Origin of the sequence: Chryseobacterium tructae (assembly GCF_030409875.1) — a bacterium.
In the GTDB taxonomy this organism is placed as follows: domain Bacteria; phylum Bacteroidota; class Bacteroidia; order Flavobacteriales; family Weeksellaceae; genus Chryseobacterium; species Chryseobacterium tructae.
Window position 1 is genome coordinate 4,013,364 of sequence record NZ_JAUFQR010000001.1, and the last position, 25,163, is coordinate 4,038,526.

The 25,163-nt window shown below is 35.3% G+C and carries 23 protein-coding genes and 1 pseudogene; 9 read left to right on the top strand and 15 right to left on the bottom strand.

The window, feature by feature from the left end; genetic code table 11:
• Positions 1-263: 263 nt before the first annotated feature.
• The 4 genes from QWZ06_RS19845 to QWZ06_RS19860 all read right to left on the bottom strand — a co-directional run bounded on the left by QWZ06_RS19845 (position 264) and on the right by QWZ06_RS19860 (position 7,281).
• The gene (locus QWZ06_RS19845; RefSeq protein ID WP_378170917.1) at positions 264-2,321 is read right to left on the bottom strand and encodes a M13 family metallopeptidase; all 2,058 of its coding nucleotides are present in this window, start codon (positions 2,319-2,321) and stop codon (positions 264-266) included.
• Between the two features lie 222 nt (positions 2,322-2,543).
• Complete coding sequence (locus QWZ06_RS19850; protein WP_435384141.1) at positions 2,544-4,997, bottom strand: polysaccharide deacetylase family protein; 2,454 nt, start codon at positions 4,995-4,997, stop codon at positions 2,544-2,546.
• Positions 4,886-5,941 carry a glycosyl hydrolase family 18 protein gene (locus QWZ06_RS19855; RefSeq protein ID WP_290300706.1) on the bottom strand — a complete coding sequence of 352 codons (1,056 nt, stop codon included), beginning with the start codon at positions 5,939-5,941 and terminating at the stop codon, positions 4,886-4,888. The genes QWZ06_RS19850 and QWZ06_RS19855 overlap by 112 nt, the downstream gene beginning before the upstream one ends.
• Positions 5,942-6,030: 89 nt before the next feature.
• On the bottom strand, positions 6,031-7,281 hold the full coding sequence (locus QWZ06_RS19860; protein ID WP_290300708.1) for a CinA family nicotinamide mononucleotide deamidase-related protein: 1,251 nt from the start codon (positions 7,279-7,281) through the stop codon (positions 6,031-6,033).
• 104 nt (positions 7,282-7,385) lie between these two features.
• Here QWZ06_RS19860 and QWZ06_RS28315 point away from each other — a divergent pair.
• Positions 7,386-7,858, top strand: a pseudogene (locus tag QWZ06_RS28315) (DUF7832 domain-containing protein).
• 57 nt (positions 7,859-7,915) lie between these two features.
• Here QWZ06_RS28315 and QWZ06_RS19875 read toward each other — a convergent pair.
• The 6 genes from QWZ06_RS19875 to QWZ06_RS19900 form a co-directional block, all read right to left on the bottom strand.
• The gene (locus QWZ06_RS19875; RefSeq protein WP_290300714.1) at positions 7,916-8,458 is read right to left on the bottom strand and encodes a lipocalin family protein; all 543 of its coding nucleotides are present in this window, start codon (positions 8,456-8,458) and stop codon (positions 7,916-7,918) included.
• Positions 8,459-8,531: 73 nt separating this feature from the next.
• On the bottom strand, positions 8,532-9,266 hold the full coding sequence (locus tag QWZ06_RS19880; RefSeq protein ID WP_290300715.1) for a LytR/AlgR family response regulator transcription factor: 735 nt from the start codon (positions 9,264-9,266) through the stop codon (positions 8,532-8,534).
• Between the two features lie 84 nt (positions 9,267-9,350).
• The gene (locus QWZ06_RS19885) at positions 9,351-9,767 is read right to left on the bottom strand and encodes a DUF6326 family protein (RefSeq protein ID WP_290300716.1); all 417 of its coding nucleotides are present in this window, start codon (positions 9,765-9,767) and stop codon (positions 9,351-9,353) included.
• Positions 9,768-9,781: 14 nt separating this feature from the next.
• Positions 9,782-10,483 carry a DUF4386 domain-containing protein gene (locus QWZ06_RS19890; protein WP_290300717.1) on the bottom strand — a complete coding sequence of 234 codons (702 nt, stop codon included), beginning with the start codon at positions 10,481-10,483 and terminating at the stop codon, positions 9,782-9,784.
• A 94-nt stretch (positions 10,484-10,577) separates the two neighbouring features.
• Positions 10,578-11,303 (bottom strand): PA3715 family protein, encoded by a 726-nt coding sequence (locus QWZ06_RS19895; RefSeq protein ID WP_290300718.1) that lies wholly within the window; start codon positions 11,301-11,303, stop codon positions 10,578-10,580.
• Between the two features lie 10 nt (positions 11,304-11,313).
• A complete protein-coding gene (locus tag QWZ06_RS19900) occupies positions 11,314-13,095 on the bottom strand; it encodes a tetratricopeptide repeat-containing sensor histidine kinase (protein ID WP_290300720.1) in 1,782 nt (593 codons plus the stop codon).
• 806 nt (positions 13,096-13,901) lie between these two features.
• Here QWZ06_RS19900 and QWZ06_RS19905 point away from each other — a divergent pair.
• The 3 genes from QWZ06_RS19905 to QWZ06_RS19915 all read left to right on the top strand — a co-directional run bounded on the left by QWZ06_RS19905 (position 13,902) and on the right by QWZ06_RS19915 (position 16,401).
• Complete coding sequence (locus QWZ06_RS19905) at positions 13,902-14,576, top strand: SIMPL domain-containing protein (RefSeq protein WP_290300722.1); 675 nt, start codon at positions 13,902-13,904, stop codon at positions 14,574-14,576.
• Between the two features lie 227 nt (positions 14,577-14,803).
• A complete protein-coding gene (locus QWZ06_RS19910) occupies positions 14,804-15,064 on the top strand; it encodes a DUF4140 domain-containing protein (protein ID WP_290300724.1) in 261 nt (86 codons plus the stop codon).
• Positions 15,061-16,401, top strand: coding sequence for a DUF4139 domain-containing protein (locus QWZ06_RS19915; RefSeq protein ID WP_290300726.1), 1,341 nt, complete (start codon positions 15,061-15,063; stop codon positions 16,399-16,401). The genes QWZ06_RS19910 and QWZ06_RS19915 overlap by 4 nt, the downstream gene beginning before the upstream one ends.
• Positions 16,402-16,492: 91 nt before the next feature.
• Here the strand turns inward: QWZ06_RS19915 and QWZ06_RS19920 are convergent, their stop codons facing one another.
• Together QWZ06_RS19920 and QWZ06_RS19925 are read right to left on the bottom strand one after the other, a co-directional pair.
• Positions 16,493-17,533 (bottom strand): NAD(P)/FAD-dependent oxidoreductase, encoded by a 1,041-nt coding sequence (locus QWZ06_RS19920; RefSeq protein WP_290300728.1) that lies wholly within the window; start codon positions 17,531-17,533, stop codon positions 16,493-16,495.
• Positions 17,530-17,697, bottom strand: a complete 168-nt coding sequence (locus QWZ06_RS19925) for a hypothetical protein (protein ID WP_290300729.1) — start codon at positions 17,695-17,697, stop codon at positions 17,530-17,532. The genes QWZ06_RS19920 and QWZ06_RS19925 overlap by 4 nt, the downstream gene beginning before the upstream one ends.
• A gap of 115 nt (positions 17,698-17,812) precedes the next feature.
• On the opposite strand from QWZ06_RS19925, the gene QWZ06_RS19930 reads away from it, so the two are divergent.
• Both QWZ06_RS19930 and QWZ06_RS19935 read left to right on the top strand, forming a co-directional pair.
• Entirely contained in the window at positions 17,813-18,193 is a 381-nt protein-coding gene (locus QWZ06_RS19930) for a SpoIIAA family protein (RefSeq protein ID WP_160139758.1), read from the top strand.
• Between the two features lie 176 nt (positions 18,194-18,369).
• Positions 18,370-18,714 (top strand): mannan-binding lectin, encoded by a 345-nt coding sequence (locus QWZ06_RS19935; protein ID WP_115973016.1) that lies wholly within the window; start codon positions 18,370-18,372, stop codon positions 18,712-18,714.
• A gap of 111 nt (positions 18,715-18,825) precedes the next feature.
• Here QWZ06_RS19935 and QWZ06_RS19940 read toward each other — a convergent pair whose 3' ends face one another.
• Positions 18,826-20,025, bottom strand: coding sequence for an MFS transporter (locus tag QWZ06_RS19940; protein WP_290300734.1), 1,200 nt, complete (start codon positions 20,023-20,025; stop codon positions 18,826-18,828).
• A 176-nt stretch (positions 20,026-20,201) separates the two neighbouring features.
• Between QWZ06_RS19940 and QWZ06_RS19945 the strand changes: the two genes are divergently transcribed.
• Complete coding sequence (locus QWZ06_RS19945; protein ID WP_290300736.1) at positions 20,202-21,107, top strand: AraC family transcriptional regulator; 906 nt, start codon at positions 20,202-20,204, stop codon at positions 21,105-21,107.
• 94 nt (positions 21,108-21,201) lie between these two features.
• Here QWZ06_RS19945 and lipA read toward each other — a convergent pair whose 3' ends face one another.
• The gene (lipA, locus tag QWZ06_RS19950; protein ID WP_045494196.1) at positions 21,202-22,068 is read right to left on the bottom strand and encodes a lipoyl synthase; all 867 of its coding nucleotides are present in this window, start codon (positions 22,066-22,068) and stop codon (positions 21,202-21,204) included.
• Positions 22,069-22,175: 107 nt separating this feature from the next.
• Between lipA and QWZ06_RS19955 the strand changes: the two genes are divergently transcribed.
• Positions 22,176-22,802 (top strand): hypothetical protein, encoded by a 627-nt coding sequence (locus QWZ06_RS19955; RefSeq protein ID WP_290300740.1) that lies wholly within the window; start codon positions 22,176-22,178, stop codon positions 22,800-22,802.
• A gap of 264 nt (positions 22,803-23,066) precedes the next feature.
• Here the strand turns inward: QWZ06_RS19955 and QWZ06_RS19960 are convergent, their stop codons facing one another.
• Positions 23,067-23,627, bottom strand: a complete 561-nt coding sequence (locus tag QWZ06_RS19960; protein WP_290300742.1) for an RNA polymerase sigma factor — start codon at positions 23,625-23,627, stop codon at positions 23,067-23,069.
• Between the two features lie 208 nt (positions 23,628-23,835).
• Here QWZ06_RS19960 and tyrS point away from each other — a divergent pair, with 208 nt between their 5' ends.
• On the top strand, positions 23,836-25,131 hold the full coding sequence (tyrS, locus tag QWZ06_RS19965) for a tyrosine--tRNA ligase (protein ID WP_290300743.1): 1,296 nt from the start codon (positions 23,836-23,838) through the stop codon (positions 25,129-25,131).
• Positions 25,132-25,163 lie beyond the last annotated feature (32 nt).

Genomic DNA, 25,163 nt, shown 5'->3' on the forward strand with positions numbered 1-25,163 from the left:
CTGAGGAGGTAATAATGGCACTTCTTTACGGATTATGATCTGATTGACTATTGTTCCATTTAGATGGTATGTTTTGGCTAAAGCCAATGGAAAAATTTAATCTATTTTGGATGGGCTAAAGCCCATCTCTATTGATCTAGCTAAGCAAACATTGAAATTTCACCCACAATGTAATCTATAATATAATCCCTACAACCTGCTGCCTACAATCTGCTACCATCTAAAAAAACAAAAACCGCCCATTACTGAGCGGTTTGTCTATTTTACCAGATTTTGATTCTGTCTTCCGGAGCTTTGTATAACTTGTCTCCTTTTTTCACGTCAAATGCTTTGTAGAATGCATCAACGTTGATTAGCGGACCGAAACTTCTGAAGTAACCCGGAGAGTGCGGATCTGTCTTCACCTGATTGATCATATATTTTTCACTTGATAAAGTTCTCCAAACGGTTGCCCAGCTTAAGAAGAATCTCTGATCCTGAGTAAATCCACTGATTTTCCCTGGATTTCCTTTATCTTTCAAGTACATTTGAAGTGCATCATAAGCAATGTTCACACCACCTAAGTCAGCGATATTTTCACCGTTTGTGAAAGTACCATTTACAAATGTTCCTTTTACAGGCTCATACTTATCATATTGAGAAGCTAGTGCTTTTGTTGCTTTTTCGAAGTTAGCTTTATCTTCCGGAGTCCACCAGTCTACTAAGTTCCCTTCAGCATCAAACTGAGCTCCTGAATCATCGAATCCGTGGCTCATTTCGTGACCAATAACAGCACCAATTCCACCGAAGTTTACAGCAGCATCAGCTTTAGGATTGAAGAATGGCGGCTGAAGAATAGCAGCTGGGAAAACGATTTCGTTATATACTGGGTTATAGTAAGCATTTACAGTCTGTGGAGTCATTCCCCATTCTGTTTTATCAACCGGTTTTCCAATTTTAGCTAATTCTCTGTTATATTGCCACTCACCGATATTCTGAAGGTTTTTGTACAATGTACCTCCTTTCGATTCTGGAGTAATTTCTAATTTTGAATAGTCTTTCCATTTGTCAGGATAAGCTACTTTTACAGTGAATTTATTTAACTTCTGTAGTGCTTTTTCCTTAGTTGTAGAAGACATCCATGCCAGATTATTGATATGAACTACGAAACTTTTCTTTAAATAGTCGATTAATTCAACCATTTGAGCTTTAGCTTCAGCAGGGAAGTATTTTTCAACATATAATTTACCGAAAGCTTCTCCAATATTTCTATTGATCAATTCAAATCCTCTCTTGTTTAAAGCTCTCTGCTCCTGTTGACCTCTTAGATATTTACCAAAGAAATCAAATTTCATATCTCCTAGTTTTTCACTTAGGTAAGAAGCACTTCCGTTGATCATGTGGAACTTCAGATAATCTTTAATTACCGGAAGATTCTGAGCATTCACTAATTTATCGAAGTTTTTATAATACCCTAGTTCACCGATGATTATTTTATCAGTATTTACTCCTACTTTTTTAAGGTAAGCCGGAAGATCTACTCCTTTTACCAAAGTAGAAAGTTCAGCCATTGTCTGAGGATTGTACTGAAGTGTATTGTCACGGCTTTGCTCGTTAGTCAGATATGTTTTTGCAATGCTTTTTTCATAGTCAACAATCCCTTTTGCTGCAGCATCTGCATTTTTATATCCTAATTCTTTTAGCATTGAAGCTACATATTTCTGGTATTCAGCAATAGCTTCCGTATTCTTTTCATTTACTTTCTGGTAGTAGTCTCTCCCTAATCCAAGAGAAGCTTCTCCTAAGTAAACCGCGTTCATGTTAGAGTTTTTCAGGTCAGCATATACTCCCCATCCGTAGAAGTTGTTTTCACCTTCTTTTGTTACAGATGCTAAATAATTCTGAAGATCAGCCATATTTTTGATGGCATCAATTTTATTTAGGTGATCCTGAATAGGCTTGATACCGTCAGCGTTTCTCTTCTGCATATTCATGTAAGAAGCATATAGATCCTGGATTTTTTTCCCTTCGCTTCCATCTGCAAACTTATCTTTCAAAAGAGAGTTCAGGATCGTCATGGAATTGTTATCCGTATCCTCTGCCAGTTTATTAAAGCTTCCCCAAGTCGGTTTATCGGATGGAATTTTCGCTGTTTTCATCCAAGTTCCACTCACATAGTTATAAAAATCATCCTGTGGACGCACTGAAGTGTCCATTAAGCTAAGGTCTAAGCCTTTATCCGTATTGTTTACTGCTACTTTAGCAGCTGTACCTTGTGCACTCATCGTATTTTGAGAGCAGATCCCTGCTATTAGAAACAAAGAAAGCGTTAGTTTTTTCATTATGATAACAATTTTTACAATATGTATGATTTATTTCTTATTTGTTACTTTTTTGTAAAATAATTTTTAATAAATGATGGAAGCTGGAAGATTGGAGCTGGAGGTTATGAAAATCATAAAGAAAACTACTCTATTTCTTTATATCTTTTAACAAAGTTTATTCGAACTCTCAGTAATAATACGACTAAAAGTAACTTTCAACCTCCAGCTTCCAGCCTCCTTTTAAGATTCTGTTATCTCCTTTACATTTCCTGTACGTTTCAGGAATCCCCAGGATTGCATTTCGCCTTTCAATGCTTTTCTTAAACTTTTAAATAATACAATATACATCAGCCATCGATATCCAAATCTTTGCGGAATGATATAGAGCAGATTCGTTAATTTCTCCCGTTGCATAATGAATGCAATCAAAGCCAGTGAGGCATCTACCAAAAGGAAAAGCAGATAATAATTAAATATCTTTCCTCCGTTTCCTGATAATAGTCCCAAGAACATAATCACGTCAGCCAATGGTGAAAAGAACGGGATAATATACTGGAACAATAAGATGTTCGGCATCGCCCAAAGTCCCAATCCTTTATATTTAGGATTAAGGAATGTTTGTCTTTGTTTCCAGAACATCTGCATAATTCCATAAGTCCAACGGAAACGTTGTTTCAAAAACTGTTTTACGGTTTCCGGAGCTTCTGTTACCGCAACAGCACTGTTTTCATTGGCAACGGTATAACCAGCTTTCAGGATTTTCACTGTAATATCACAATCTTCTGCCAGCGTATCGGAAGAATACCCACCTGCTTCAAGAATTACAGATCTCTTAAATGCTCCGATAGCTCCTGGAATTACAGTGATAGCATTGATGTTTGCATAAGCAAGTCTATCAAAATTCTGACTGGTTGTATATTCTATAGCCTGCCATTTGGTTAGCCAGTTCACGGTATTTCCTACTTTCACATTTCCTGCTACTGCTGCGATTTTCTCTTCAGAACCTGCATTCAGAAATCTTGCGATCAGATATTTCACAGCATCTTGCTGCAACTTGGTATCGGCATCTATACAGACTACATATTCAGCATCTGTTTGTGAAATTCCAAAGTTTAGCGCGGTCGCCTTCCCCCCATTTGTTTTGGTAAATATTTTTAACGCCGGATGATCCGGAAATGCTGCTTTAGCTTTTTCATAAGTGGAATCTTTACTTCCATCATCCACCATAATGATAGTAAAGTTCGGGTAGGTCTGCTTTAATAAATTATTTAAAGAAGAAACAATATTAACCTCTTCATTATAAGCAGGCACAATAATGGAAACCTTTGGATAGGATTCTAAAATAGGAAACTCTCCAAGCTTTTTCTCTTTTTTTCTTTCTTTAAAAGCCCAGTACGCCATCAGGATCAATCTTATCAATCCTAGCACTATGAAAATCGTGAATAGAGCTACCAAAAAGTGACTGATTCCATAAATTGCAGTGGCCAATACCAAATTAAGCTGCATTACATAATAAGATTTTGTTTTCGGAACTTCCGGCATCAGTTCACTTTTGCTTTTATGCAGAATACTGGCTAGATTGGTAAAATGATATCCTTGTTTCTGAAGGGTAGGAATTAAGATCTTCAAAGCTTTTACGGTTTCTTCTCTCGTATCACCTCCGGCATCATGAAGCAGTATAATATTTCCTCTCTGTTGTTTGATTCCTGCCATTACACGTTTTACGATCTCATCAGCTTTTATTCCCGGCTGCCAATCTTCAGGATCTATATTTTCCCCAATATCAAGGTAGTTTTGCTGTCTTGCCAATGCCACTGGAATAATTTCTTCTGAAGTTGTTGGCTCAGAGTCTGCGTTATAAGGAGCACGGAAAAGAATTGTACTGTGTCCTGTTATACATTCTATCAGAAGTCTTGTCAGTTTCAGCTCAAGTAAAGCTCTTTGCGGGCTCACTTTCGCCACATTCTCATGGGTAAAGGTGTGATTTCCTATTTCATGGCCTTCACGGTAGATTCTTTTAACCAATGGTAAATTCTTTTCAGCATTTAAACCAACTAAAAAGAAGGCTGCAGGAACATGATATTTAGATAATATATCCAATACCTGAGGAGTGTACGTTTCATCTGGCCCATCATCAAATGTCAATACAAGTTCTTTTTGCGGAGCACTTCCGTATTTTTTCACCTCATAAGAACTTGGATAAGTAATATAATTTTCATCCGTAATGATTTTCTCCTTCGGATCTATTTCCACTGCAATTTTCCCGTCATGAGGGGTATTCAAAACATCCAAAACTTCACCATCGCCGATATAATCTACCATGGTCTGTCCTTTTACATTCTCAAAGGTTTTTAAATTTAATTTAGAAAGTCCTGCAAATGTAAGATCCTTGTCATAGAAATTCCAGACTCTGCTGTCTTCACTTCCTAATCTCCAAAGGGCTGTTCCTGCTAATGGATATTCGGATGAAAAACGCATGGTATTAAAAATAGACGCTGCATCATTAAAAAATACAGTATGGGTATTATTTTTAGAATCCGTATAAGAATAATTGAGATTAAAGGTATTGTCATTAAAATCAATCACGGCTTTACTGGCACTGGCTTTGGTAATGGCCTGCATATAGGTAACCGAAGTATTATCATCCTTGTTGGAGCTCCAATCATAACCATATGCTCCCAGTCCAAGAATAATCTTGTGAGGAGAAGTTTGTTTAACAACTTTACCTGTTTGAGCTTCAATCCATTTCTGTGAAGAACCGGCCCTGCATCACTTCCTGCTGAATACTCATCATAAGCCATCAGTACAAAGTAATCTACATAAGGATCTAATCTTGGAATATTGTAATCATCATTATCCGTCATAATATCCATAGTCACCAATAACTGATTCTTTTTGAATGTTTCTGAAAGCTCTTTCATAAAAGCGATCAGGTTATCATCAGAATTCAGATTCATATCTTCAAAGTCGATATTGATTCCTTTGAAGTTATATTTTAAACATTGCTGAGTAATTTTTTGAATCAGGCCCGTTCTTTTTTTAGGATCATTCAACACTTTTGCCAATCCTTCTGAACGGAATTCTCTGTCTGAGTTATTACTCAACATCGGCATCGCGGCCACTCCGGTTCTCTTGATCACTTTATACCCTTCAGGGTCTACATTGGTTTTCAGATCTCCTGTTTTGGGATCAATAAAAAACCATTCCGGAAATACAAGATTGACATGTCTGATATTTCGTTTCAAAGACATCAGAGACTGAGGATCCCATGCTACATAAAATGCAGATCGAATCCCACCCGGAAACTGAGCCCAGTTTCTGTTTTGATTTTTATATCTTTCTGCTCTTGCTTTTTGAATTTTGGCAAGATTGGTATGAATTGTTTTTTCGGAAATAAAACTTCTGAAGCCTTTGTATTCTTTAGAAATTTTATTCTCCTGAAGATAGGGTTTATTGGCTGTAATGACAGCTTTATAGTCTTCCTTAAAAGGAATTTTCGGACTTCTGTCCAGGGTCATCATCAGTCCTAAGGCCAAAAGAAGAAGTACCGCAACAAAAATAAAGATACGGCTTCCCCATTGTACTTTTTTCCAGCGTTTTTTGCTGTTGGTCTGAAAAATCTGTTTGGAATTTTCCACGATTTTAAAATTTTAATGAATGATTTTCAAAAAGTGTGAAAAAGCACATTAAAATTAATTAAAAAAAAATTAAAAAAGAAGAACTTACATTATGGATTTATTAAAAGACCAACAAGATCCTGAATCACCTTCTGGGATACAAAATTCATAAAGTCTAATCGTTCCAGATGTGGCATATATAATTTCGAGGTAATCTCCTGATTATTGATGCGCATGGTGTAGAAAACTGTTCCTATATCTTTTCCATCCTCCCCTTTTCCAGGGCCGGCAACTCCGGTAGTAGAAAGGGAAATATTCGTTTCAAACAATTCCTGACATCCTTTTGCCATTTCCTGTGCTACCTGCTCACTGACTACGGTAAACTGATCCACCGTTTCCTTGGAAACATTCAGTATTTTTATTTTTTTTTCTGTGGCATAAGCTACTATTCCGCCTAAAAAGTATCTGGAACTTCCGCCCACTGATGTAATCATTTTTGCCAGTTCTCCTCCGGTACAGCTCTCTGCCGTTGAAATGGTCAGCTTTCTTTCAGTAAGAATTTCTGCCAGGATATTTTCAATTTTATCTTCAGATACTGCAATTACATTATCCTTTATCAGAGGAAGCAATTTTTGGATTTCGTCTTCGGTCTCTTGTTTCAAGGTTTCTTCATGGTCTCCAGAGGCTGTTATTCTTAGTTTCACCCTGGTTCCTACCGGAAGATAAGACAATGAAATATTTTCAGGAAGAGCAAGTTCCCAGTCTTCAATCGTATCTGCAAGAATACTTTCAGGAATACCTACTACAGAAACAATTCTTGAATGTATATAATTAAGATTAAATTTTTCCTGTAAATAAGGAATGATCTGATCTTTGATCAATGGTTTTACTTCATAGGGAACGCCAGGTAAGCTATAGCTTAATTTTCCATTCAGCTCCATCATCATGCAGGGTGCTGTACCGAAGTAGTTTTGAAAAACAATGGATTTTGTAGGAACAAAAGCCTGTTCTTTATTTCTTTCCAGAATATCCGCACGTCCACGTCTTTCCATATATCCTTTAAGATGATTAAAAGTTACCTCATCCAAGGCTATTTCGTCATTGAAAAACTCAGCAAGTGCTTTTTTAGTTTTATCATCCCTTGTTGGCCCCAGACCACCGGTGGTAATAATGAGATCTCCCAATTCAAAAGCTTGGCTTAATGTATTTTTAATGGTATCAATTTCGTCTGAAATGGTAAAGATCTGTACAACCTTTATCCCGATATTTTTAAGTTCAGAGGCAATAAAATTGGAATTGGTATCTATCGTATTTCCGGAGAGGATTTCATCACCAATAGTGATCAGGACTGCTTTTTCCATATATCAGATTCTTGAAAAAAATTCTCCTGCAAATGACGGAAAAATATGCGGCTGTGGCAATATAAATTGATTTTTTCTATTTTTGAGGGAAATTAGTTAAAGTTATGTCTAAATATGATGATGCCTCATGGCATTATGGTGGTGAATTTCCTGAAGGGCTTCCTCAAAAAAATGGAGCAACGCATACCGGTATGTTCCTGAACTGGTGTATCAATAATGATCTGATCTCTGATGAATTGAAGGAAGATAATGAAGAAGAAATAGAAAAATAAAGCGAAGAGAAATTACAGGTGCAGAATTTATCATGGATTCCTGTGATGGAAAATTCTCTGAATATGATCTAAACGATCTGGGAAATAGCTTTGCAAAAGATTATTATGCAGACGATACCGATTTTGGAAACAGATACAGTTCATTTGCTGATGACTTCGTGAATCTTTTTGATGCTAAAGCAGAGGAAAACGACTATGAATATGAAACCTTCTACCATATTGAAGATACCTACGAAAATTATGATCTGATGAAACAGCTCATTGATTATCGTTTTGGAGAGTGGAAGGAATATATTAAAGGATAAAAACTGAAGAGTAAAAAGGCAATTTTGCAACTTTGTGATATTGCCTTTTTACCTTACTTATTGATTATGCTTCACCCAGATCAGTTTATCTGTATTATATCCAATTTTCTGGGCTTTTTCAATAAAACGTTGTCGGATACTTTCCGGAAGAGAAGTCGTTCGGGAGAGAATCCAAAGATATTTTAAACTGCTTCCTGCCACCAGAGCATATTGATAGTCTTCATCAATATCAATCACATTATATCCTGCCCAAATGGGTTTAAAGAAAGACACTTTCAATCGAGCTTCGGTTTTATCTTTAACAAATTTGGCTTCACCAATGGATTCCTGCCAAAGTTTTTTGGTATAATCATACCCTTTGTTTTTAACATGAACCGTTCCATCCGGATTTTCGGAATATTCTGCGGTGACATTATCCATATTTTTCTCAAACCTATAATCGAATCGGGCAATTTCGTACCATCGTCCAAGATATTTTTTTACATCAAAATTCTGTACTGCTACAGCTCCTCTCGGAATTCCAACAGAATATGAATGAAAAGCAATATAGGCTAAAGCTCCCAACGAAACGGGAAGAATAATTTTGTGAAGAGTTTTCATAACAATGTATTTTGTGTGGTTCTGAAGAAAACGTCAAAAATAGTGCCTTTGCGCTGTTAAGGAACGATAAATTCTAAGAAAAGACCTTCAGGAAATTATCTTTAAAACTTCCCGAAACTTCAATTTCAGTATCATCAGTAAGCATTACCGTTCCGCTTTTATGATAAGATTTCACAAAAGAGGTATTGATAATATGGGAACGGTGAACCCTCACAAAAGGACTTTCCAAAAGATCATCGAAATGTTTCAAAAACCGACAGACCATTTTCTTTGAACCATCCGTAAGATATACCTGGGTAAAGTTTCCGTCGGCTTGAAGTCTTACAATATCTTCTGTTTTTACCACATCAAACCCTTGCAAGGTTGGAAGGATAAGTTGTTGCTTTTCAGGTTTTAACTTCAGGTTCTCCAGCAAAATTTTATTCCGGTTAAGTTCTTCCTTTTTCTCAATACTTTCAACCACCTTATTCACCGCCAGAATCAGTTCCTGGATATCAATCGGTTTTAGAATATAGTAACTGGCCGACTTATTTAAAGCTTGTAAAGAGTATTGTGAAAATGCCGTAATGAAAATGGTTTCATAAGAAAAGTCTTTGGTAGCTTCCAGTACATCAAATGCGTTTCCGAAAGGCATTTCCACGTCTAAAAACACCAATTGAGGCTGTTTTTCTGCAATTAAAGGAACAGCTTCTTTAATATTTTCTGCTTCACCCAGAATTTCTACCTGCGGGCAATATTTGGTAAGATAGCTTCTCAATACTTCTCTTGCGATCAGTTCATCATCTACGATTACAGCTTTAATTTTCATTGGAATTTGATATTAGATTGCAAAGATAAGTTTCAGATGCAAATTAGGAATATTTGACCATCTTTGCAATCTTCCTATAACAACTTATAGCTTTTTCCATTTCCAGGCATACACGACGATCAATATCGTAATGATGCATTCTACGGCTGCAAGAAAAACATAAAATAGATACCATTCTGAAAAGGATGAAATACCAATAAGCAGCATTACCACAGTAAAAAAAATTCCAAAAACAATATTGAGAATCCTGTTGATGACCGGTTTCAGGATAAGGGAAAGAAATACCATGACAGCAGGTATTGCCAATACTACCGCTGCCATTAATAAATTCAGTGGAGAATTCAATAAATTATGCCCGTCTACAAGCCCTTGGGTTTTCCCTGGAGTATACAACTCAAAATAATCCCCATATAAGTAACATAATGTAACAGAGCCCCAAAGACCAGCAAGTATAATTTTGACATTTACCGGAGTGTCTTCAAATTTAATAGAATTGTTCATAAGACATATTAGTTTTAATGAATATTATTAATTGATTTATTCCTAACTCCTACAATCAACAACCACAGGCACATTCCTATTTCCCCTATTGAAGCTGGCAGTGTTATATATCCTGATATGGCATAATCCTGAAAATCTGGAATCAGAATTCTACTAAAGACATTCATGATATAACCGAAGCAACCCAACATTAAAAAAACACCTAAAATTTTGGGTAAGAAACCTGATCTGTACACCAGATACCCCAATGGAAATAACCAAAGCCCCCAGAAAATCTGAACAATTAAAATTCCTTTATTATAATTGCTTAGCAGAAGCATTACCTGAGCCTGTAATTGTCTGGAATCAAATACTTTTAAATAATCCGCTCCCTCAACCAGGGTAAGTACAGAAAATTTATTTTGTAAATTAATCAATGAAATAGGAACACTTATTATGGCAAAAATCACCATCAATCTTGCTGCATTTTTATTAGTTTCTTTTAGCAGCTGATACAAAGCTAAAGGGAGCAATGTAAAAGCAATATAACAAAGCATACTGCTTGCAATTCCCGACCTGAAAAGAAAATTGGATGAAGAAATATGATGAAAAGTAAGTCCCGGATCTTCTTTTACAATAAGTTGTGAGGGTACATACATTAGACTGTAAAAACCGGTTATGATGACAACAAGATAAATAAATCCTGCTAATCGGGCTGTTTTATTATTGATACTCATCTGGTTAGTTTTTAAACTAATAAGACGAGGTTAATATAAATTTTGTTACAGTGAAAAGTAATTATAATTGTTTTAATAAAAGGAGGTTAGAAGACTACTGATATTTTCCATTTTTGAATTTCAGTGTTTTATAGAATGTTTTTGAAGTTTCTTTTTCCTCACATTCTCCTTTCACTTCAGTATTGATGCTGGTTACAGAAATAGTCTTAATTTTAAGATCTGTGAAATTATTTGTTTTGGATGTATCCATCATGATATAGGAATGGTCATCTTTAAATTCACCATTACATCGGGTATCCCACTCCCCTGTGGTTGAATCCATTTCAAACTGATCAAGAACTTTTTTAAAGGTTTTTCCTTCCGGATAATACATTGAAATGGTACCTGAAGCATACGGGTTGGGTCTGCTGCTTCCTACAAAATCTGCTTTTACTCCAAAGGCACGAATATTCGGACTGATGTTGTATAGTCCGGTATCAATAGTAAAGCTTCTTAGGTTTACAGCGTCAGAATTTAGCTCCATAGGATCTAGATATTTGTTCTTTATCATTCCGTTGCTATCTGTAATTAAAATATAGTTCTTGACTGTAAAAACATAATCTTCTTCTTCCTGACTCACAATTACTGGAATAACTGCAATATAGGAGTCTTCAGCATTAGGCATTTTCTTTTCGATACAAAGCTCTTCTCTGATCTTGGTTTTATCCAATTTCAGGTTTTTAAGAATAGTTGTCAATCTGATACTGTCAATATCCTGGGCTGATACGATTCCGGAGAACAGGCAGATCATCAGTATGAATAGGGAATTTTTTTTTTTCATTGTATCATTTTTAAACCAGATTAATTTGAATAGTGACCAAAACCCCGCTATTGCTTTCTTTATCCTTTACAGAACAAGTTATATCTTTTTTATACAGATCATTCAGCAGCTTAATTCTTTCCAGCGTATTTTTCATTCCTCTTCCCTCACGGGTTTTCTGGTGTTGGGTTTTCTGTTTTTTGCTTTCTTCTATTCCTATTCCGTTATCTTCAATGGTAATTCTTAGATCATGGCTATTTTTCTCAAAGCTTAATTTCAAAAGTCCTTTTTCTGATCTATAACGCAATCCATGCCAGATAGCATTTTCTAGAAACGGCTGTACAAGCATTCCGGGAATCTGTAGGCTTTGCATATTCAGGGATTCATCAACATTAATTTCGTAGTCAAACTTATCAGCAAAACGTGTTTTTTCAAGAGCAAGATAATTTTGGAGCAGATCCAATTCCTGCTGAAAAGGGATAAAATCATTGGTAGAGTTTTCCATCACGCCACGCATCAGTTTTGAAAACTTGGTAAGATACTGATTAGCCTCCAATTCATTATTGGTCGCAATAAAGTGATTGACACTATTCAGGCTATTAAAAATAAAGTGAGGATTCATCTCCCGTCGAAGGGATTGAAGTGCGATCTTCTTATTCTTGATCTGAACTTTTTTCAACGTTCTGAAAATGAAAATAACAAGACCTGTCAACAGGATCAAAGCACCTATTAACCCATAATTAAAAAGATTTTTCTTGCGGATAAGCTCGTCTTTCAGCTCTTTTTCCTTCTCCAGTTGTGATATTCTTTGTTCCGTATCTTCCAGGATCTTATTATCTACCAGACTTCTGTCTTTAGAAACTAAATTCGGAAGTTTTCCTAGAAAATCTCTATATAACTGAACTGAAGCATCAATATTTCCTGAAATAGCATACAGACTGTCCAGTCTCTTTACACTTTTCTGAGCTTCCAGCGTATGGCCTTTATCTAATGCAATTCCGTAGGCGTTTTTCAACAAATCCACGGCTTCTTTCGGATCATTTTTCTTGATGTAGATATCTGCCAGTTCCTGAATCTGATTAACTTTCTCTTGTGAGTTATCTTTTACGAAATCTTCTTTTAAAACCTTCTTTTTAGCTTCAATAGCTTTATCAAAGTTCTTATTTTCAACATAAAGATCAGCAAGTTTCTGATTAATAGCCAAAGCTTGTTGTGGAGCTTCTTTTTTTGAAATTTTATAAGCGGCATTAAGGTTTTCCTCTGCTTTATAAATATCTTTCTGTCGTATATTCACGTCTGCCAATTGACTGTACCCTTCCGCTACATTGGCCTGTTCATTTTCTTTTTTGCTTATATTAATATTATTCTGAATCGCTTCTGCCTGAACCTCCGGTGTAGGAGCTGAAAGTCTTGCTACATCATTAGAATTAACGGTTTTGCTTTTCTCACTATAACTCATCTGCGCTGCCATACTGTAATTGCTGATGGCAGGCGTTATTTTATTTTGCTTTTCCTGTGACTGGGCTAATTTCCGGGTAACAGATTCCAGATTCTTTTTATCATTAAGTTTCTGATAAAGAGCTTTTGCTTTCACAAGATACTCTTCACTCTTCGCATAATTTCCTTGATTATAGTAATCGGAAGCCATGCCTACATAAGTATCTGCAACGCCTTTATCATCATTCTTATCTACTGCCTTTTTCAGTTTTGCAGCAGACTTCACAGCTTGGGAAACCCTTGTAGTATCCTGTGCTGAAAAGTAATTTCCCACCATCAATATTGAAATGAACAGTATTTTAAAAGCTAATTTCACGGATTTCAAATCTTTATTGCAAAGTAAGTAAAACTTTATCGACCAGCTTCTATTCTTTACCAAGCCAAAACACTATTTCACCAAGTTGTAGTCTAAAAGAGATTTCATCACAAATGAAACAATTCCATATCGTAGAAAGAATATATTTATAGTAATCAAAATAATGATTAGTCACAAAAGATTTAAACACTTAAGGGATTTTAAGGTAAAAGCATACTATATAAGAAGTACACATAAGTTTTTGAAAATCTTTGATTTTCATATACGCAAACATCTGCAAAATCTGAGAAATCTGCGAGAGAATAAAACTTCACAAGTTTTTTTAAGAAAATAGTCAACCACAAAAGTCACAAAAGATTTGAACACTTAATGAACTTCAAGTTAAAACCATAATCCATAAGAAGTACACATAAGTTTTGAAAATCTTTGATTTTCATATATGCAAACATCTGCAAAATCTGAGAAATCTGCGAGAGAATAAAACTTCACAAGTTTTTTTAAGAAAATAGTCAACCACAAAAGTCACAAAAGATTTGAACACTTAATGAACTTCAAGTTAAAAGTACAATCCATAAGAAGTACGCATAAGTTTTTGAAAATCTTCGATTTTCATATACGCAAACATCTGCAAGATCTGAGAAATCTACGAGAGAATCTAATCATCAGCAATATTATCGGAAATAATACAATTAAAACACAATTTGTAAAGCTCACCAAGTGAAAGTTCCATTTCACCAAGTCTTCCGATTTTAAGATTCCAATCGAACTAATTTTACATCAGAATTTAAAAGTAAAAACAAGAAATTATGAAATTGAAACATTTTTTATTAATCGGAATTTTAACGCTGGGAAGTTTTGTAAACGCTCAGGAAATAAAGAAAAATGCAATTGAGGTAACGGGTGTTGCCGAAATGGAAGTAGAACCGGATGAAATCATCTTCAGCATCGGAATAAAAGCAGATAACAAAAATGATCTGGCGGACAATGAAAAGAAGATGTTTGATATTCTAAAGAATGCTGGTGTAAAGAACGAGGATATCAAATTTAAATCGATGTACCAGAACATATACGCCAAAAACGGCAAATTTTCAAAGAACTATCAGTTTAAAACTAATGCAAAATCTAACCTGAGTAAAATCTTTGAAGATCTGAATCAGAAATGGGTAAGCAGCCTGAACATTGCGGAAGTAAAAAACACCAAGATTGCAGACTTTAGAAAAGCAGTAAAGATCAATGCTTTAAAAGCAGCAAAAGAAAAGGCTGATTATCTGTTGGAAAGTATGGGTAAAAAAGTGGGCAACGTCCTTGAAATCGTTGAAATTGAAGACTACACCAGCGACACTGTTATGCCTGTTGCTTACAAAAGCAGAATGAGCAATGTACAAATGGAAATGGCAGATGCACCTGTAGATTTTTCATTTGACAATATTGAAAATATAAAGCTGAAATACAGTATCAAAACGAGATATGAAATCCTTTAAAATAACAGATTTAAATAGAGGCTGCCACACTTTTGGCAGCCTTTTGCTTTTTAATCATATAGGCTAGCATATACATTTATAAACTATTGCGAGTTATTTTATTCGTGAATTAGTGGCTAAAAATAAGAGTTTATCTACTCACCAAGTGAAAACCGCTCTTCACCAAGTATCCCCATTTTCAGGCTTTAATACAGGTAATTTTACTTCATAATTTAAAATAATAAACAATGAAACGTTATCTTTTAATCACTCTATTTTCGGTAGTCTTTTTCAAGGCACAGGAAATCAAAAAAGAAATTGAGGTAAAGCAGGCTACTGTATTTCTGCAGGGAGCAAAGGTCTTTGGAAGTACAAACGTCAATCTTCAGAAAGGAAGAAATACCATAAGAATTGTAAATCTTCCGAATGATCTGGATGAAATACGTATAAAATTAATCTTGAAAAGAACACCACACTTCTATCGATCACTCCTCAAAATAATTTTTTGAAAGAAGATCAGCTTTCCGATGGTGAAAAAAAGCTGGATGATGAAAGAAAAAAACTTCAGAGACAGGTCAGCCTTTTGAATATTCAGGTTAAAAATCTTACGGGAGAACAGAATATCATTAATGATAATTTAAAGGTATCAGCCCATGATAAATCAACGCCTCAGGAACAACTGATTAAGCTTACTGAATTTTATAGAAAAAGAATGCTGGAGATTGATAACCAGATCTTTCTATTAAATGAGCAGAAAATCACACTGGATGAAGGTATTGCCAAGCTTAATAAACAATCTGATGAAGAACAAACTCATAAAAACACGAATAGAAAAGAACTTTTACTTGAAATTCTTGCCGATAATGATACCAGCCTAAATCTAGGTGTTAGTTATATCGTTTCTAATGCAGGCTGGGTTCCGTCTTATGACCTTCGTGCCGAGTCTGTAAAGAAGCCTCTTGAAATGATTTATAAAGGAAAAATCTATCAGAAAACCGGACAGGACTGGAAAAATATAAAACTGTTTGTTTCTACTTACAGACCATTATACAATCAGGATAGACCTATCCTTTCTCCGCTTTATGTTGCAGAATATACGGCTCACAATGCCATGCTTGAAGTTGCTGATTATAAAGCGAAAAAAGAATCTGCATTGGTAAATGCTTATCAAATGAGACAGGAGATCGCTGCAAAACCTAGCCAGATCCCTATTGCATCTGTTTCTGACAGCCAAATGAATGTAATTTACGAGCTCAACTATACCCAAACTATTCTTAGTCAGGAAAAAGAACAATATGTGATCCTGGATAAAAAGCAAATTGATGCTACTTATAAATACCATACGGTTCCAAAGGTAAATAACCAGGTATTCCTGATGGCATTTGTGAAAAACTGGCAGAACCTCAACCTTATTAATGGGGAAGCGAACATCTATTTTGAAGATAATTATATCGGAAAGACCAATATTACCAGTAACTATGTAAAGGATGAGTTCCCAATTTCTCTGGGAGTTGATGAAAGAATTACTGTGAAAAGAATCAAACTGGAGGATAAAGCTTCTCAAAAACCTATGAATTCTAATAAATGGGAAACAGAATCTTACCAGATCAGTGTGCGAAACAATACCAAAGAAAGTATTGAACTTGAAGTGCTTGATCAGCTTCCTATCAGTGAAAACTCTAAAATTTCAGTGAGAGCAATAGACACTGGAAGCGGAAGCCTTGATGAGAAAACGGGAAGTATTCTTTGGAATAAAAAAATAGGTTCCGGAGGCTCTGAAAAGATCAGCTTCTCTTATGAAATAAAGTATCCTAAAGAGATGCAGATCCAATATTACAACAGATAAATTTTTAAACCGATGGCTTACTTTAGCCATCGGTTTTTTTGTAATCCAATAGTGTACTTATTTTTTTGAAAAATCTTCAATTTTCCTGTTATCACCGTCCAAATTTAAAATAACGAGACAATGGATGTTTTTTACCTTTCATAAACCAGGAAGCCATTTCCATTCCTGTTACTGAAAAAGTAATTCCATTTCCACCAAAGCCCAACACAAAGTAAGAGTTTTTGAATTTTGCATGTTCACCGATGTAAGGAAGTCCGTCTTTTGTTTCACCAAAAGTTCCAGCCCATACAAAATCAGGATAGAAATGATAGTCGGGTTTTATCTTTTTTAAATTCTTTAGGATTTCATTTTCTTTTTTATCCAGAATAGCATCCCGTTTTTTAGCGTCATAAAAATCTTCATCACCACCGCCAATCAACATTCTACCATCATCAGTCGTTCGCATATACAGGTAAGGTTCGTCGGTATTCCAGACCAAGGTACTTGCTATATTTTTAAACTTATCCTTATCTACTTCAGAAACAACGGCATAAGTACTTTTCAAATTCACAAAATTTTCCTTTAGTAAGTTTTTGCTTTCATACCCTATGCAATAGATTATTTTCTTTGTCCGGATCTTAAAACCGCTTTCTAATTGAGCTATATTGAAACCTTTATGATATTCTACTTCAGTCATTTCAGTTTTATCAAATATTTTCAATCCTTTCCTTACGTTATGTTTACATAGTTCATGTGCAAACTGAAAAGCATCAATACTTGCTCCTTGTTTTGAAAGGATACCTCCATATGTATTTTCAAATCCGAATTTCTGCAAGATCTGATCTGCCTTTAACCATTTAACTTCAAATCCTGCCTTTTTTCTGGCTTCATATTCTTTATTCAGCCAATCTGCATCTTTCTTTTTCGAAGCAAAGTACAATGATTTTTTACGTTTAAATCCAGCATTAGAATGTATTTTCTTTGTCAGCAATTCAAGCATATCAATAGACTCTGAGCATGCTTTATAGCTTGCAACAGCTCCTTTTTCTCCTATCTTTTCTATTAATTCATAGAGAGGAACATCTATTTCATATTGCAGCATTGAAGTAGTGGCTGAAGTACTCCCATTACAAAGCTCACGCTTATCAATCAAAATTGTATTGTATCCTTCTTTACCATTTGATGAGCAACAAGGCTTCCTGTAATTCCGCCCCCAATAATTAAAACATCACAGGTATCATCTGATTTTAAGGAAGGATAAGTAGCAATCAGCCCGTTTTTTAAAAGCCAGAAAGGTTCATTTGATTTAAGATCCATATTGATATTTTACATTAAAAATAACAATATTTATACCTATTTTAACAATTTATGACAAATTTATGGTGTAGTTATTGTTACTTTACTAAGTTCTAACCACCATAAAATATTCACTATGATAACAATTATTCCAGAAGCTCCGGAGAATGTTGCGGCATTCAATGCAACGGGGGAAGTGACGAAAGAGGATTTTGAAAAATTGGTAATTCCACGTGTGAAAGAGAAAGTAGACCAATTTGGTGAGCTGAATTACCTATTATACCTGGATACTGATCTGGATAAGTTTACCATGGGTGCATGGCTTGAAGACCTACTGCTAGGGATCAAAAACCTCGCAAAATGGAATCGCGCTGCCATTGTTACAGACAAAGAAGGGGTACAGAACTTTACAGACATTTTCAGCGTTCTGATGCCCGGAGAATTTAAATCCTTCCCAAAGGAAAATTTATACAATGCCCTTTACTGGTGCAAAAATGGTGATGAGGTTGAGGCCTAATTATCCTTGCAACACATAAGAAAAGACTGTCTAAAAAGGCAGTCTTTTCCATTATACACAAGTCATTATCAATACGATACGTAAAAATACCTAATTGCAAATTTGGTACATTCTACTGTAGTTATCTCCCAAAATGGTGAGTACATTTGTAATACTAATCAACAAAAATTTACACCATGTCAACATTCAAAACAAACATTATTGCAGGACCACTTTGGAGCAACGACGAAGCACAAAAATTAGGGCCACGTATTGCTGCTGCACACTTAGGAAAATTTACCGGACAATGGACTACCATTGTTGAAGGACAAATGAGCGTTATAGAAGTTGAATTGAATACCGAGCCTACCGGCAGTACGGAATATACTTTAAACGTTTTGGCTGGTCCAATCTGGAGCGACGAAGATGCTAAAGCAATTTGCCCTTCCATTTGTGCTTCTTACGGAGGTACATGGAATGGACAATGGACAACAGTTGTAGAAGGCAAAATGAGCGTTTGCAGCTGTGTCTTTAAATTCTAATCTAAAAAGATAATGTATTAATTTTAAAAAGCTGTCTTAAAAGTCCATTTTGGACTTTGAGACAGCCTTTTTTATGCTTAATTTTTATTTTCTCACGGATCTAAGACTTTTCTATTTATCACAAGAAACACATTCTGTAACCGTTTCCTCTTCATGGGTTGCCCCACCATATAGATACATATATCTTACACTGATCACAAACCCAATAAAGGTCATCCCTACTCCTACTAATGAAGGATAATTGAATGGCAATCCATATTCTAAAGGAATTCCTCCAAAGAAAGCTCCCATAGCATTGGCAATGTTAAATCCGGCTTGCATAAAAGCTGCAGCCATCATTTCACTTTTTGGTGCCGCCTTCATCATCATAATATTAATAGGTGCTGCAATAGACATCGACAGGGCACCACACATAAATGTTAATATGAAAGCAATATTCTGGTGTTCGGAAAGTAAAAATACTCCTACCAAAGAAATCATCATTAAGAAGATCAGAAGGGCACAAGTCTTTTCCGGCCCTAATTTATCTGAAATAATACCTCCCGCAAGGTTCCCGACTACCATTCCTGCTCCGGCAAGAACCATTACATAAGCCATTTGACTGCTTTCAACTCCTGAAATCCCCGTCATTAAAGGCGTGATATAACTTAACCATGTAAATAATCCACCAAACCCAATGGCTGTAATTCCCAATACCAGCCATGATTGTTTCTTTTTCAAGAACTTAAGCTCTTCCAGGAAATGGGTATTTTGATTTGCTTCTGTTGCAGGAAGCCATATTTTTAAAAATAATAAAGCGAAAATACCAATCAAAGCTACAATACCAAAATACAGTCTCCAATGGAAAGTATGCCCGATATAAGTTACTAAAGGAACCATCACCAAATTGGCTACAGTAAGCCCTGTAAACATCATCGATATATAAAATGCTTCTTTTCCTTTTCCTGCCATTTTAGCGGCGACCACGGTTCCTACTCCAAAGAAAGCCCCGTGAGGAAGTCCGGACAAAAATCTGATGATTAGCATGGTTCCGTAATTGGGAGCAATAGCAGAAAGACCATTAAATAAAGTAAATAGGATCATAAAGGCAATCAATACTTTTTTAGGAGGATACTTTACCGAATATCCAATCAAAATAGGAGCTCCTATTACGACTCCCATTGCATAAGCTGAAATCAAATGCCCAGCTTGCGGAATACTGATCTCCAATGTTTTTGCAATGTCTGGCAATAGTCCCATTACAGTAAATTCTGTAGTTCCTATTCCCAATCCGCCAATCGCCAGCGGTATTATTCTTTTATCAATCTTCATTGTATATTCTTTTCTGAATTAATATGTTGAATCTAAGAATGGTTGCCCATCTTTATTTTGAAAGTGCAAAATTCGAAAGAAAGATTGAATTTCACCCCTCTTTGAATGATAAAAATTTGCTCCGTATTAACCTTTTTATTTAATTTTAACTTCACAAACAATCAAATTAGAACAAAATGAAGATTCAGAAAGAAACGATAGAGTTCGAAAAGGGGAAGTCTTTCAAGATATTTGCTCCTAGTCTGAAAAATTGTTTTTTCTGGCATTATCACCCTGAAATAGAATTGGTTTACGTAGAAGCTTCCAATGGAATCCGGCATGTTGGGAAAAACATTTCAGGCTTCACAGACAGTGAATTACTACTTATAGGAGCCAATGTACCTCATTTAAATTTTGATTATGGTATACAGACAGAATGTAAGCAATTGGTATTACAAATGCAGGAAAATTTTCTACAGGATATCATTCTGCCTGTTCCAGAATTTGAGAATATTAAAAATCTTTTAGAACGTTCTTACCTCGGATTATCTTTTTCTGGAAAAACCAAAAGTATTGTTGTTGAAAAGCTTCAGGTCCTTAAAAATAAAAATTCTTTTGAATCATTGATGGGACTCCTTGAAATCTTACAGATTCTGGCCAATTCTACAGAGGTAAATGAACTGAATAAAGAAGATACAAGGATCAAATGGTTTCTGAATGATAAAATCAGAATGGGAACCATCTACGATTACATCCACGAAAATCATGACAAAAAGCCCAATGTAAATGAGATTGCTCAGATTGTCAGCTTAAGTACCCCCGCTTTCTGCCGGTACTTTAAAAAGCAAACCAATATGACATTCACAGATTTTGTTAATAATTACAGAATTAATCAGGCAAAAATTTATTTATTAAAAGATTCTTCTGTAACAGAGGTTTGTTTCCAGGTGGGTTTTGAAAGCCTTTCTTATTTTAATAAATTATTTAAGCAGCATACAGGTGAAACTCCTTCAGAATTTAAGAAAAAGCACTTCAAACCTATTGAAATTAATGGTCGGATTGGGGTAATTAATCGAGAGTCTGCTTGCAATAAATCGTTTTAATTAAAAAGGATATTCATTTTGGTTAAAAGAGTTTGCTGCTCCTACCCTATTTCCTAACAAAAAAATAACCGCCCATTGCTGAGCGGTCTATATTTTAGTGAATATGTTTTTCTGCGTGGTAAGAACTTCTTACAAGAGGTGAACTTTCAACGTGTCTGAAACCTAAACTTCTTGCAAAGTCACCCAACTCATCAAACTCTTCCGGAGTAATAAATCTCTTTACAGGAAGATGCTTTTTAGTTGGCTGTAGGTATTGCCCAAGAGTGATTACATCTACATTAGCATTTCTGATGTCTTCAATCGTCTGGAAAACCTCATCTTTAGTTTCACCTAAACCAAGCATAACACCGGTTTTGGTTCTTCTCTGTCCTGCCTCTTTTAAATATCTTAATACCTCAAGGCTTCTTTCATATTTTGCCTGAATTCTCACTTCTCTGGTCAAACGTTTTACTGTTTCCATATTATGAGAGATCACTTCTGGAGCAACGTCAACCAATCGGTCAATATGTTTGGTGATTCCCTGGAAGTCAGGAATTAATGTTTCCATTGTAGTTCCCGGAGAGATTCTTCTTACAGCATTAACTGTTTCTGCCCAAAGAATAGATCCCATATCTTTAATATCATCACGATCTACAGAAGTAAGAACAGCATGTTTAATCTTCATTAATTTGATTGAACGAGCTACTTTTTCAGGTTCATCCCAGTTTACATCAAGCGGCTTTCCTGTTTTTACTCCACAGAATCCACAGCTTCTTGTACAGATGTTTCCTAAAATCATAAACGTTGCCGTACCTTCTCCCCAGCACTCACCCATATTCGGGCAGCTTCCGCTTTGGCAAATTGTATTTAATTTATATTTATCAACCAAAGTCCTCAATTCTCTGTAATTCTTTCCAGTAGGAAGTTTTACACGAATCCATTTTGGTTTTTGAACGGTAGTATCTTGAACTAAATTTTCCATTTATTTCTCAAATTGAGGTTCAAAGTTAGTGATTTTTTTATCGAAACAATCAAAGACAGATATTGATGAAACATATAATTTTGTAATTTCAAAACTCAAAATATTTTATGAAGACCATATTCTGCATCTTATCTCTTATTTCCGGTACATTTTGTTGGGCTCAAAAAGAATTCCAGCCCAAGGGTTCTACCATTCTTCAAACGGTGGACGGAGATCTGGATGGAGATAAAATTCCTGAAAAAGTAATAGTCTACAATATAAATGATGGTGAACTTGGTGAGATTCGTGAAATTCAAATCTTGAAAAAGGTGAATGGCCAATGGACTATCCTTGAAAAGTCAACGAATGCCATTCTCGATAGCGAATCCGGAGGCATTATGGGAGACCCTTATTCCGGAACCAGCATTGAGAAAGGAATTTTAATCATTAATCATTTTGGCGGGAGCAGCTGGAAGTGGCAGTATACGGATAAATACAGATATCAGAATGGTCATTTTGAACTGATAGGACATACTTCAAATTCGGGAAGACCGGGAGATTATATCAAAAATTTGGATTTTAATCTTTCTACAGGGCAGATTAATTTTAAAAACGAGGTTGATAATACTAAAGAATATGGCCCTTCCCAAAAAGAAACATTCATTAAAAAAGGAATCAAGATCAATCTTCAGAATAGAAATGATAAGAGTATAAAAATTATACTTCCTAAAACTAAGGCGGAAATTTTTATATAGTTTGTGATGAATGTTGTGAAGCGCAAAGGCGCAAGTTTTTTTCTTTTGACACTGCTTTAAGGCGCTAGGATTTTATCTGCGATAAAATTGTATACTGCTAAATAATAGCCCCAGATACACGAATAATTATTATTTATTCATAAGAGTCATGTCTATGTGGTTTAAAATCTTCCACCACATAGGCACATAGCTGATAAGCATAATTAAATTTATTCGTGCATTCGTGGCAAAAAAATGGAGTCTTAGAATTTCTTGACAACGATATTAGTTGTCTTCGAACTCATTATTTTTCAATAATTCAGCAAGAACTTTTTTAGCGCGCATTACACGAACTTTGGTGTTGGCAACAGAAATTCCTAACTCTTCAGCAATTTCTTTGATGCTTTTTTCTTCAAAAAATCTCAGTTTGATGATGTCCTGATAATTAGCATCCAGAGATTCAATGGTTTTAATGATTTTCTTTTGTTCTTCTTCAGAAATCAGTAGTTCCTCAGGAGATTTTGCATATTGATTTTTTACCTCATCGAGATTTTCAACGGTATCTTCGTTTTCACGATTCTTTTTTCGCCAAAAATCAATGACTGTATTCTGAGCAATGGTTAAAATCCAGGTTTTAAATTGGAAATGGGGATCGAACATATCTAATTTCGATAATACTTTGGAAAAGACATTTACGGTAATCTCATCAGCATCATTTTCATCTTTCACTTTCTTCATTATAAAAGAGAAAACATCTACCCAAAAAACATTGATGAGTTTAGTCTGAGCCTTCTGATCTTTGTCTTTGGCCTTTTGAATGAGCAGAAATAGCTGTTCGTCGTTCATTAATAACAAATATAGCGTATTTGGGTTGAAATGCAAAGCAAACACGGTTGTCTACAGTGAATTTTGATTCATACTTGAATCGTCAATCAGAAAAGGCATTCATTTTATTTGCTATTTCAGATCTTTTGCCATTTACCTTTCCTGGCTTTTGAATTTATACTTTTGAATTTATTATCTTTGCAGCGTAAAATTTTAAAGTAAAAAATCAATGAATTCCTTTATAGAAGAATTAAAATGGCGTGGTCTGTTTGCTGATATGATGCCTGGAACCGATGAACAACTGAATAAAGAGGTAACAACTGCATATATCGGTTTTGATCCAACTGCCGATTCTTTACATATCGGAAGTCTTATTCAGATTAAAATTTTAGCTCACTTTCAGCAACATGGTCACAAACCCATTGCATTGGTAGGAGGAGCTACAGGGATGATCGGAGATCCATCCGGAAAATCAGCGGAGAGAAACCTTTTAGATGAGGAAACTCTTTTACACTATGTAGATTGTTTGAAAAATCAGCTTTCAAGATTTCTTGATTTTGCAGGGAATGAGCCTAACAAAGCGGAGCTGGTAAACAACTATGACTGGATGAAAAATATTTCTTTCCTTGATTTTGCTAAAAATGTCGGTAAGAACATCACAGTTAACTACATGATGGCTAAGGATTCCGTAAAGAAAAGATTCTCTGGTGAATCTGGTGCAGACGGAATGAGTTTTACTGAATTTACGTATCAGTTGATCCAGGGATATGATTTCCTTCACTTATATCAAAACAACAATGTGAAGCTTCAGATGGGAGGTTCGGATCAATGGGGAAATATCACTACCGGAACAGAATTGATCCGTAGAAAAGCGCAGGGTGAAGCATTTGCATTAACCGTTCCTTTGATTACAAAAGCTGATGGTTCTAAATTCGGAAAATCTGAAAGCGGAGAAAACTATTGGTTGGATAAAAAGAAAACGTCACCATACAAATTCTACCAATTCTGGCTGAATGCTACGGATGAAGACGCAGAAAGATTCATTAAATTCTATACCTTCCTTGGAAAAGAGGAAATTGAGGCATTAATTGAAGAGCATAAAACAGCTGCTCACGAAAGAAAGCTTCAGAAAAAATTGGCGGAAGAGGTTACAGTTTGGGTACACGGAAGAGAGGAATATGAAAAAGCGCTTAAAGCATCAGAAATTCTTTTTGGACGTTCTACAGCTGAAGATTTGGTAAGTCTTGATGAAGAAACTTTCCTTGAAGTTTTTGATGGAGTTCCACAAAAGGAAGTCGCAAAAGCTGATGTATTGGGAGTAAACATTATTGATCTTCTTTCTGAAAAATCAGAATTCCTGAAATCTAAGAGTGAGGCACAGAGAGAAATGAAAGGAAATTCAATTTCGGTGAACAAACAAAAAGTAAATGATACTTTTACTGCTAATGAAACGGATCTTATTGATGGCAAGTTTTTATTGCTTCAAAAAGGAAAGAAAAGTTATTTCATTGTAAAGGTTATTTAATTTTTAATACACTATAAAAAAACGGTGTTGGG

What these genes read in the sequence shown, in the direction of transcription:
- QWZ06_RS19895 (WP_290300718.1), bottom strand. Translation starts at nt 11,303, where the DNA reads ATGAAAAAAAAAAATTCCCTATTCATACTGATGATCTGCCTGTTCTCC.
- QWZ06_RS19860 (WP_290300708.1), bottom strand. Translation starts at nt 7,281, where the DNA reads ATGGAAAAAGCAGTCCTGATCACTATTGGTGATGAAATCCTCTCCGGA.
- QWZ06_RS19955 (WP_290300740.1), top strand. Translation starts at nt 22,176, where the DNA reads ATGAAGACCATATTCTGCATCTTATCTCTTATTTCCGGTACATTTTGT.
- QWZ06_RS19925 (WP_290300729.1), bottom strand. Translation starts at nt 17,697, where the DNA reads ATGGATCTTAAATCAAATGAACCTTTCTGGCTTTTAAAAAACGGGCTG.
- QWZ06_RS19940 (WP_290300734.1), bottom strand. Translation starts at nt 20,025, where the DNA reads ATGAAGATTGATAAAAGAATAATACCGCTGGCGATTGGCGGATTGGGA.
- tyrS (WP_290300743.1), top strand. Translation starts at nt 23,836, where the DNA reads ATGAATTCCTTTATAGAAGAATTAAAATGGCGTGGTCTGTTTGCTGAT.
- QWZ06_RS19880 (WP_290300715.1), bottom strand. Translation starts at nt 9,266, where the DNA reads ATGAAAATTAAAGCTGTAATCGTAGATGATGAACTGATCGCAAGAGAA.
- QWZ06_RS19905 (WP_290300722.1), top strand. Translation starts at nt 13,902, where the DNA reads ATGAAATTGAAACATTTTTTATTAATCGGAATTTTAACGCTGGGAAGT.
- QWZ06_RS19885 (WP_290300716.1), bottom strand. Translation starts at nt 9,767, where the DNA reads ATGAACAATTCTATTAAATTTGAAGACACTCCGGTAAATGTCAAAATT.
- QWZ06_RS19930 (WP_160139758.1), top strand. Translation starts at nt 17,813, where the DNA reads ATGATAACAATTATTCCAGAAGCTCCGGAGAATGTTGCGGCATTCAAT.
- lipA (WP_045494196.1), bottom strand. Translation starts at nt 22,068, where the DNA reads ATGGAAAATTTAGTTCAAGATACTACCGTTCAAAAACCAAAATGGATT.
- QWZ06_RS19875 (WP_290300714.1), bottom strand. Translation starts at nt 8,458, where the DNA reads ATGAAAACTCTTCACAAAATTATTCTTCCCGTTTCGTTGGGAGCTTTA.
- QWZ06_RS19890 (WP_290300717.1), bottom strand. Translation starts at nt 10,483, where the DNA reads ATGAGTATCAATAATAAAACAGCCCGATTAGCAGGATTTATTTATCTT.
- QWZ06_RS19960 (WP_290300742.1), bottom strand. Translation starts at nt 23,627, where the DNA reads ATGAACGACGAACAGCTATTTCTGCTCATTCAAAAGGCCAAAGACAAA.
- QWZ06_RS19910 (WP_290300724.1), top strand. Translation starts at nt 14,804, where the DNA reads ATGAAACGTTATCTTTTAATCACTCTATTTTCGGTAGTCTTTTTCAAG.
- QWZ06_RS19845 (WP_378170917.1), bottom strand. Translation starts at nt 2,321, where the DNA reads ATGAAAAAACTAACGCTTTCTTTGTTTCTAATAGCAGGGATCTGCTCT.
- QWZ06_RS19945 (WP_290300736.1), top strand. Translation starts at nt 20,202, where the DNA reads ATGAAGATTCAGAAAGAAACGATAGAGTTCGAAAAGGGGAAGTCTTTC.
- QWZ06_RS19935 (WP_115973016.1), top strand. Translation starts at nt 18,370, where the DNA reads ATGTCAACATTCAAAACAAACATTATTGCAGGACCACTTTGGAGCAAC.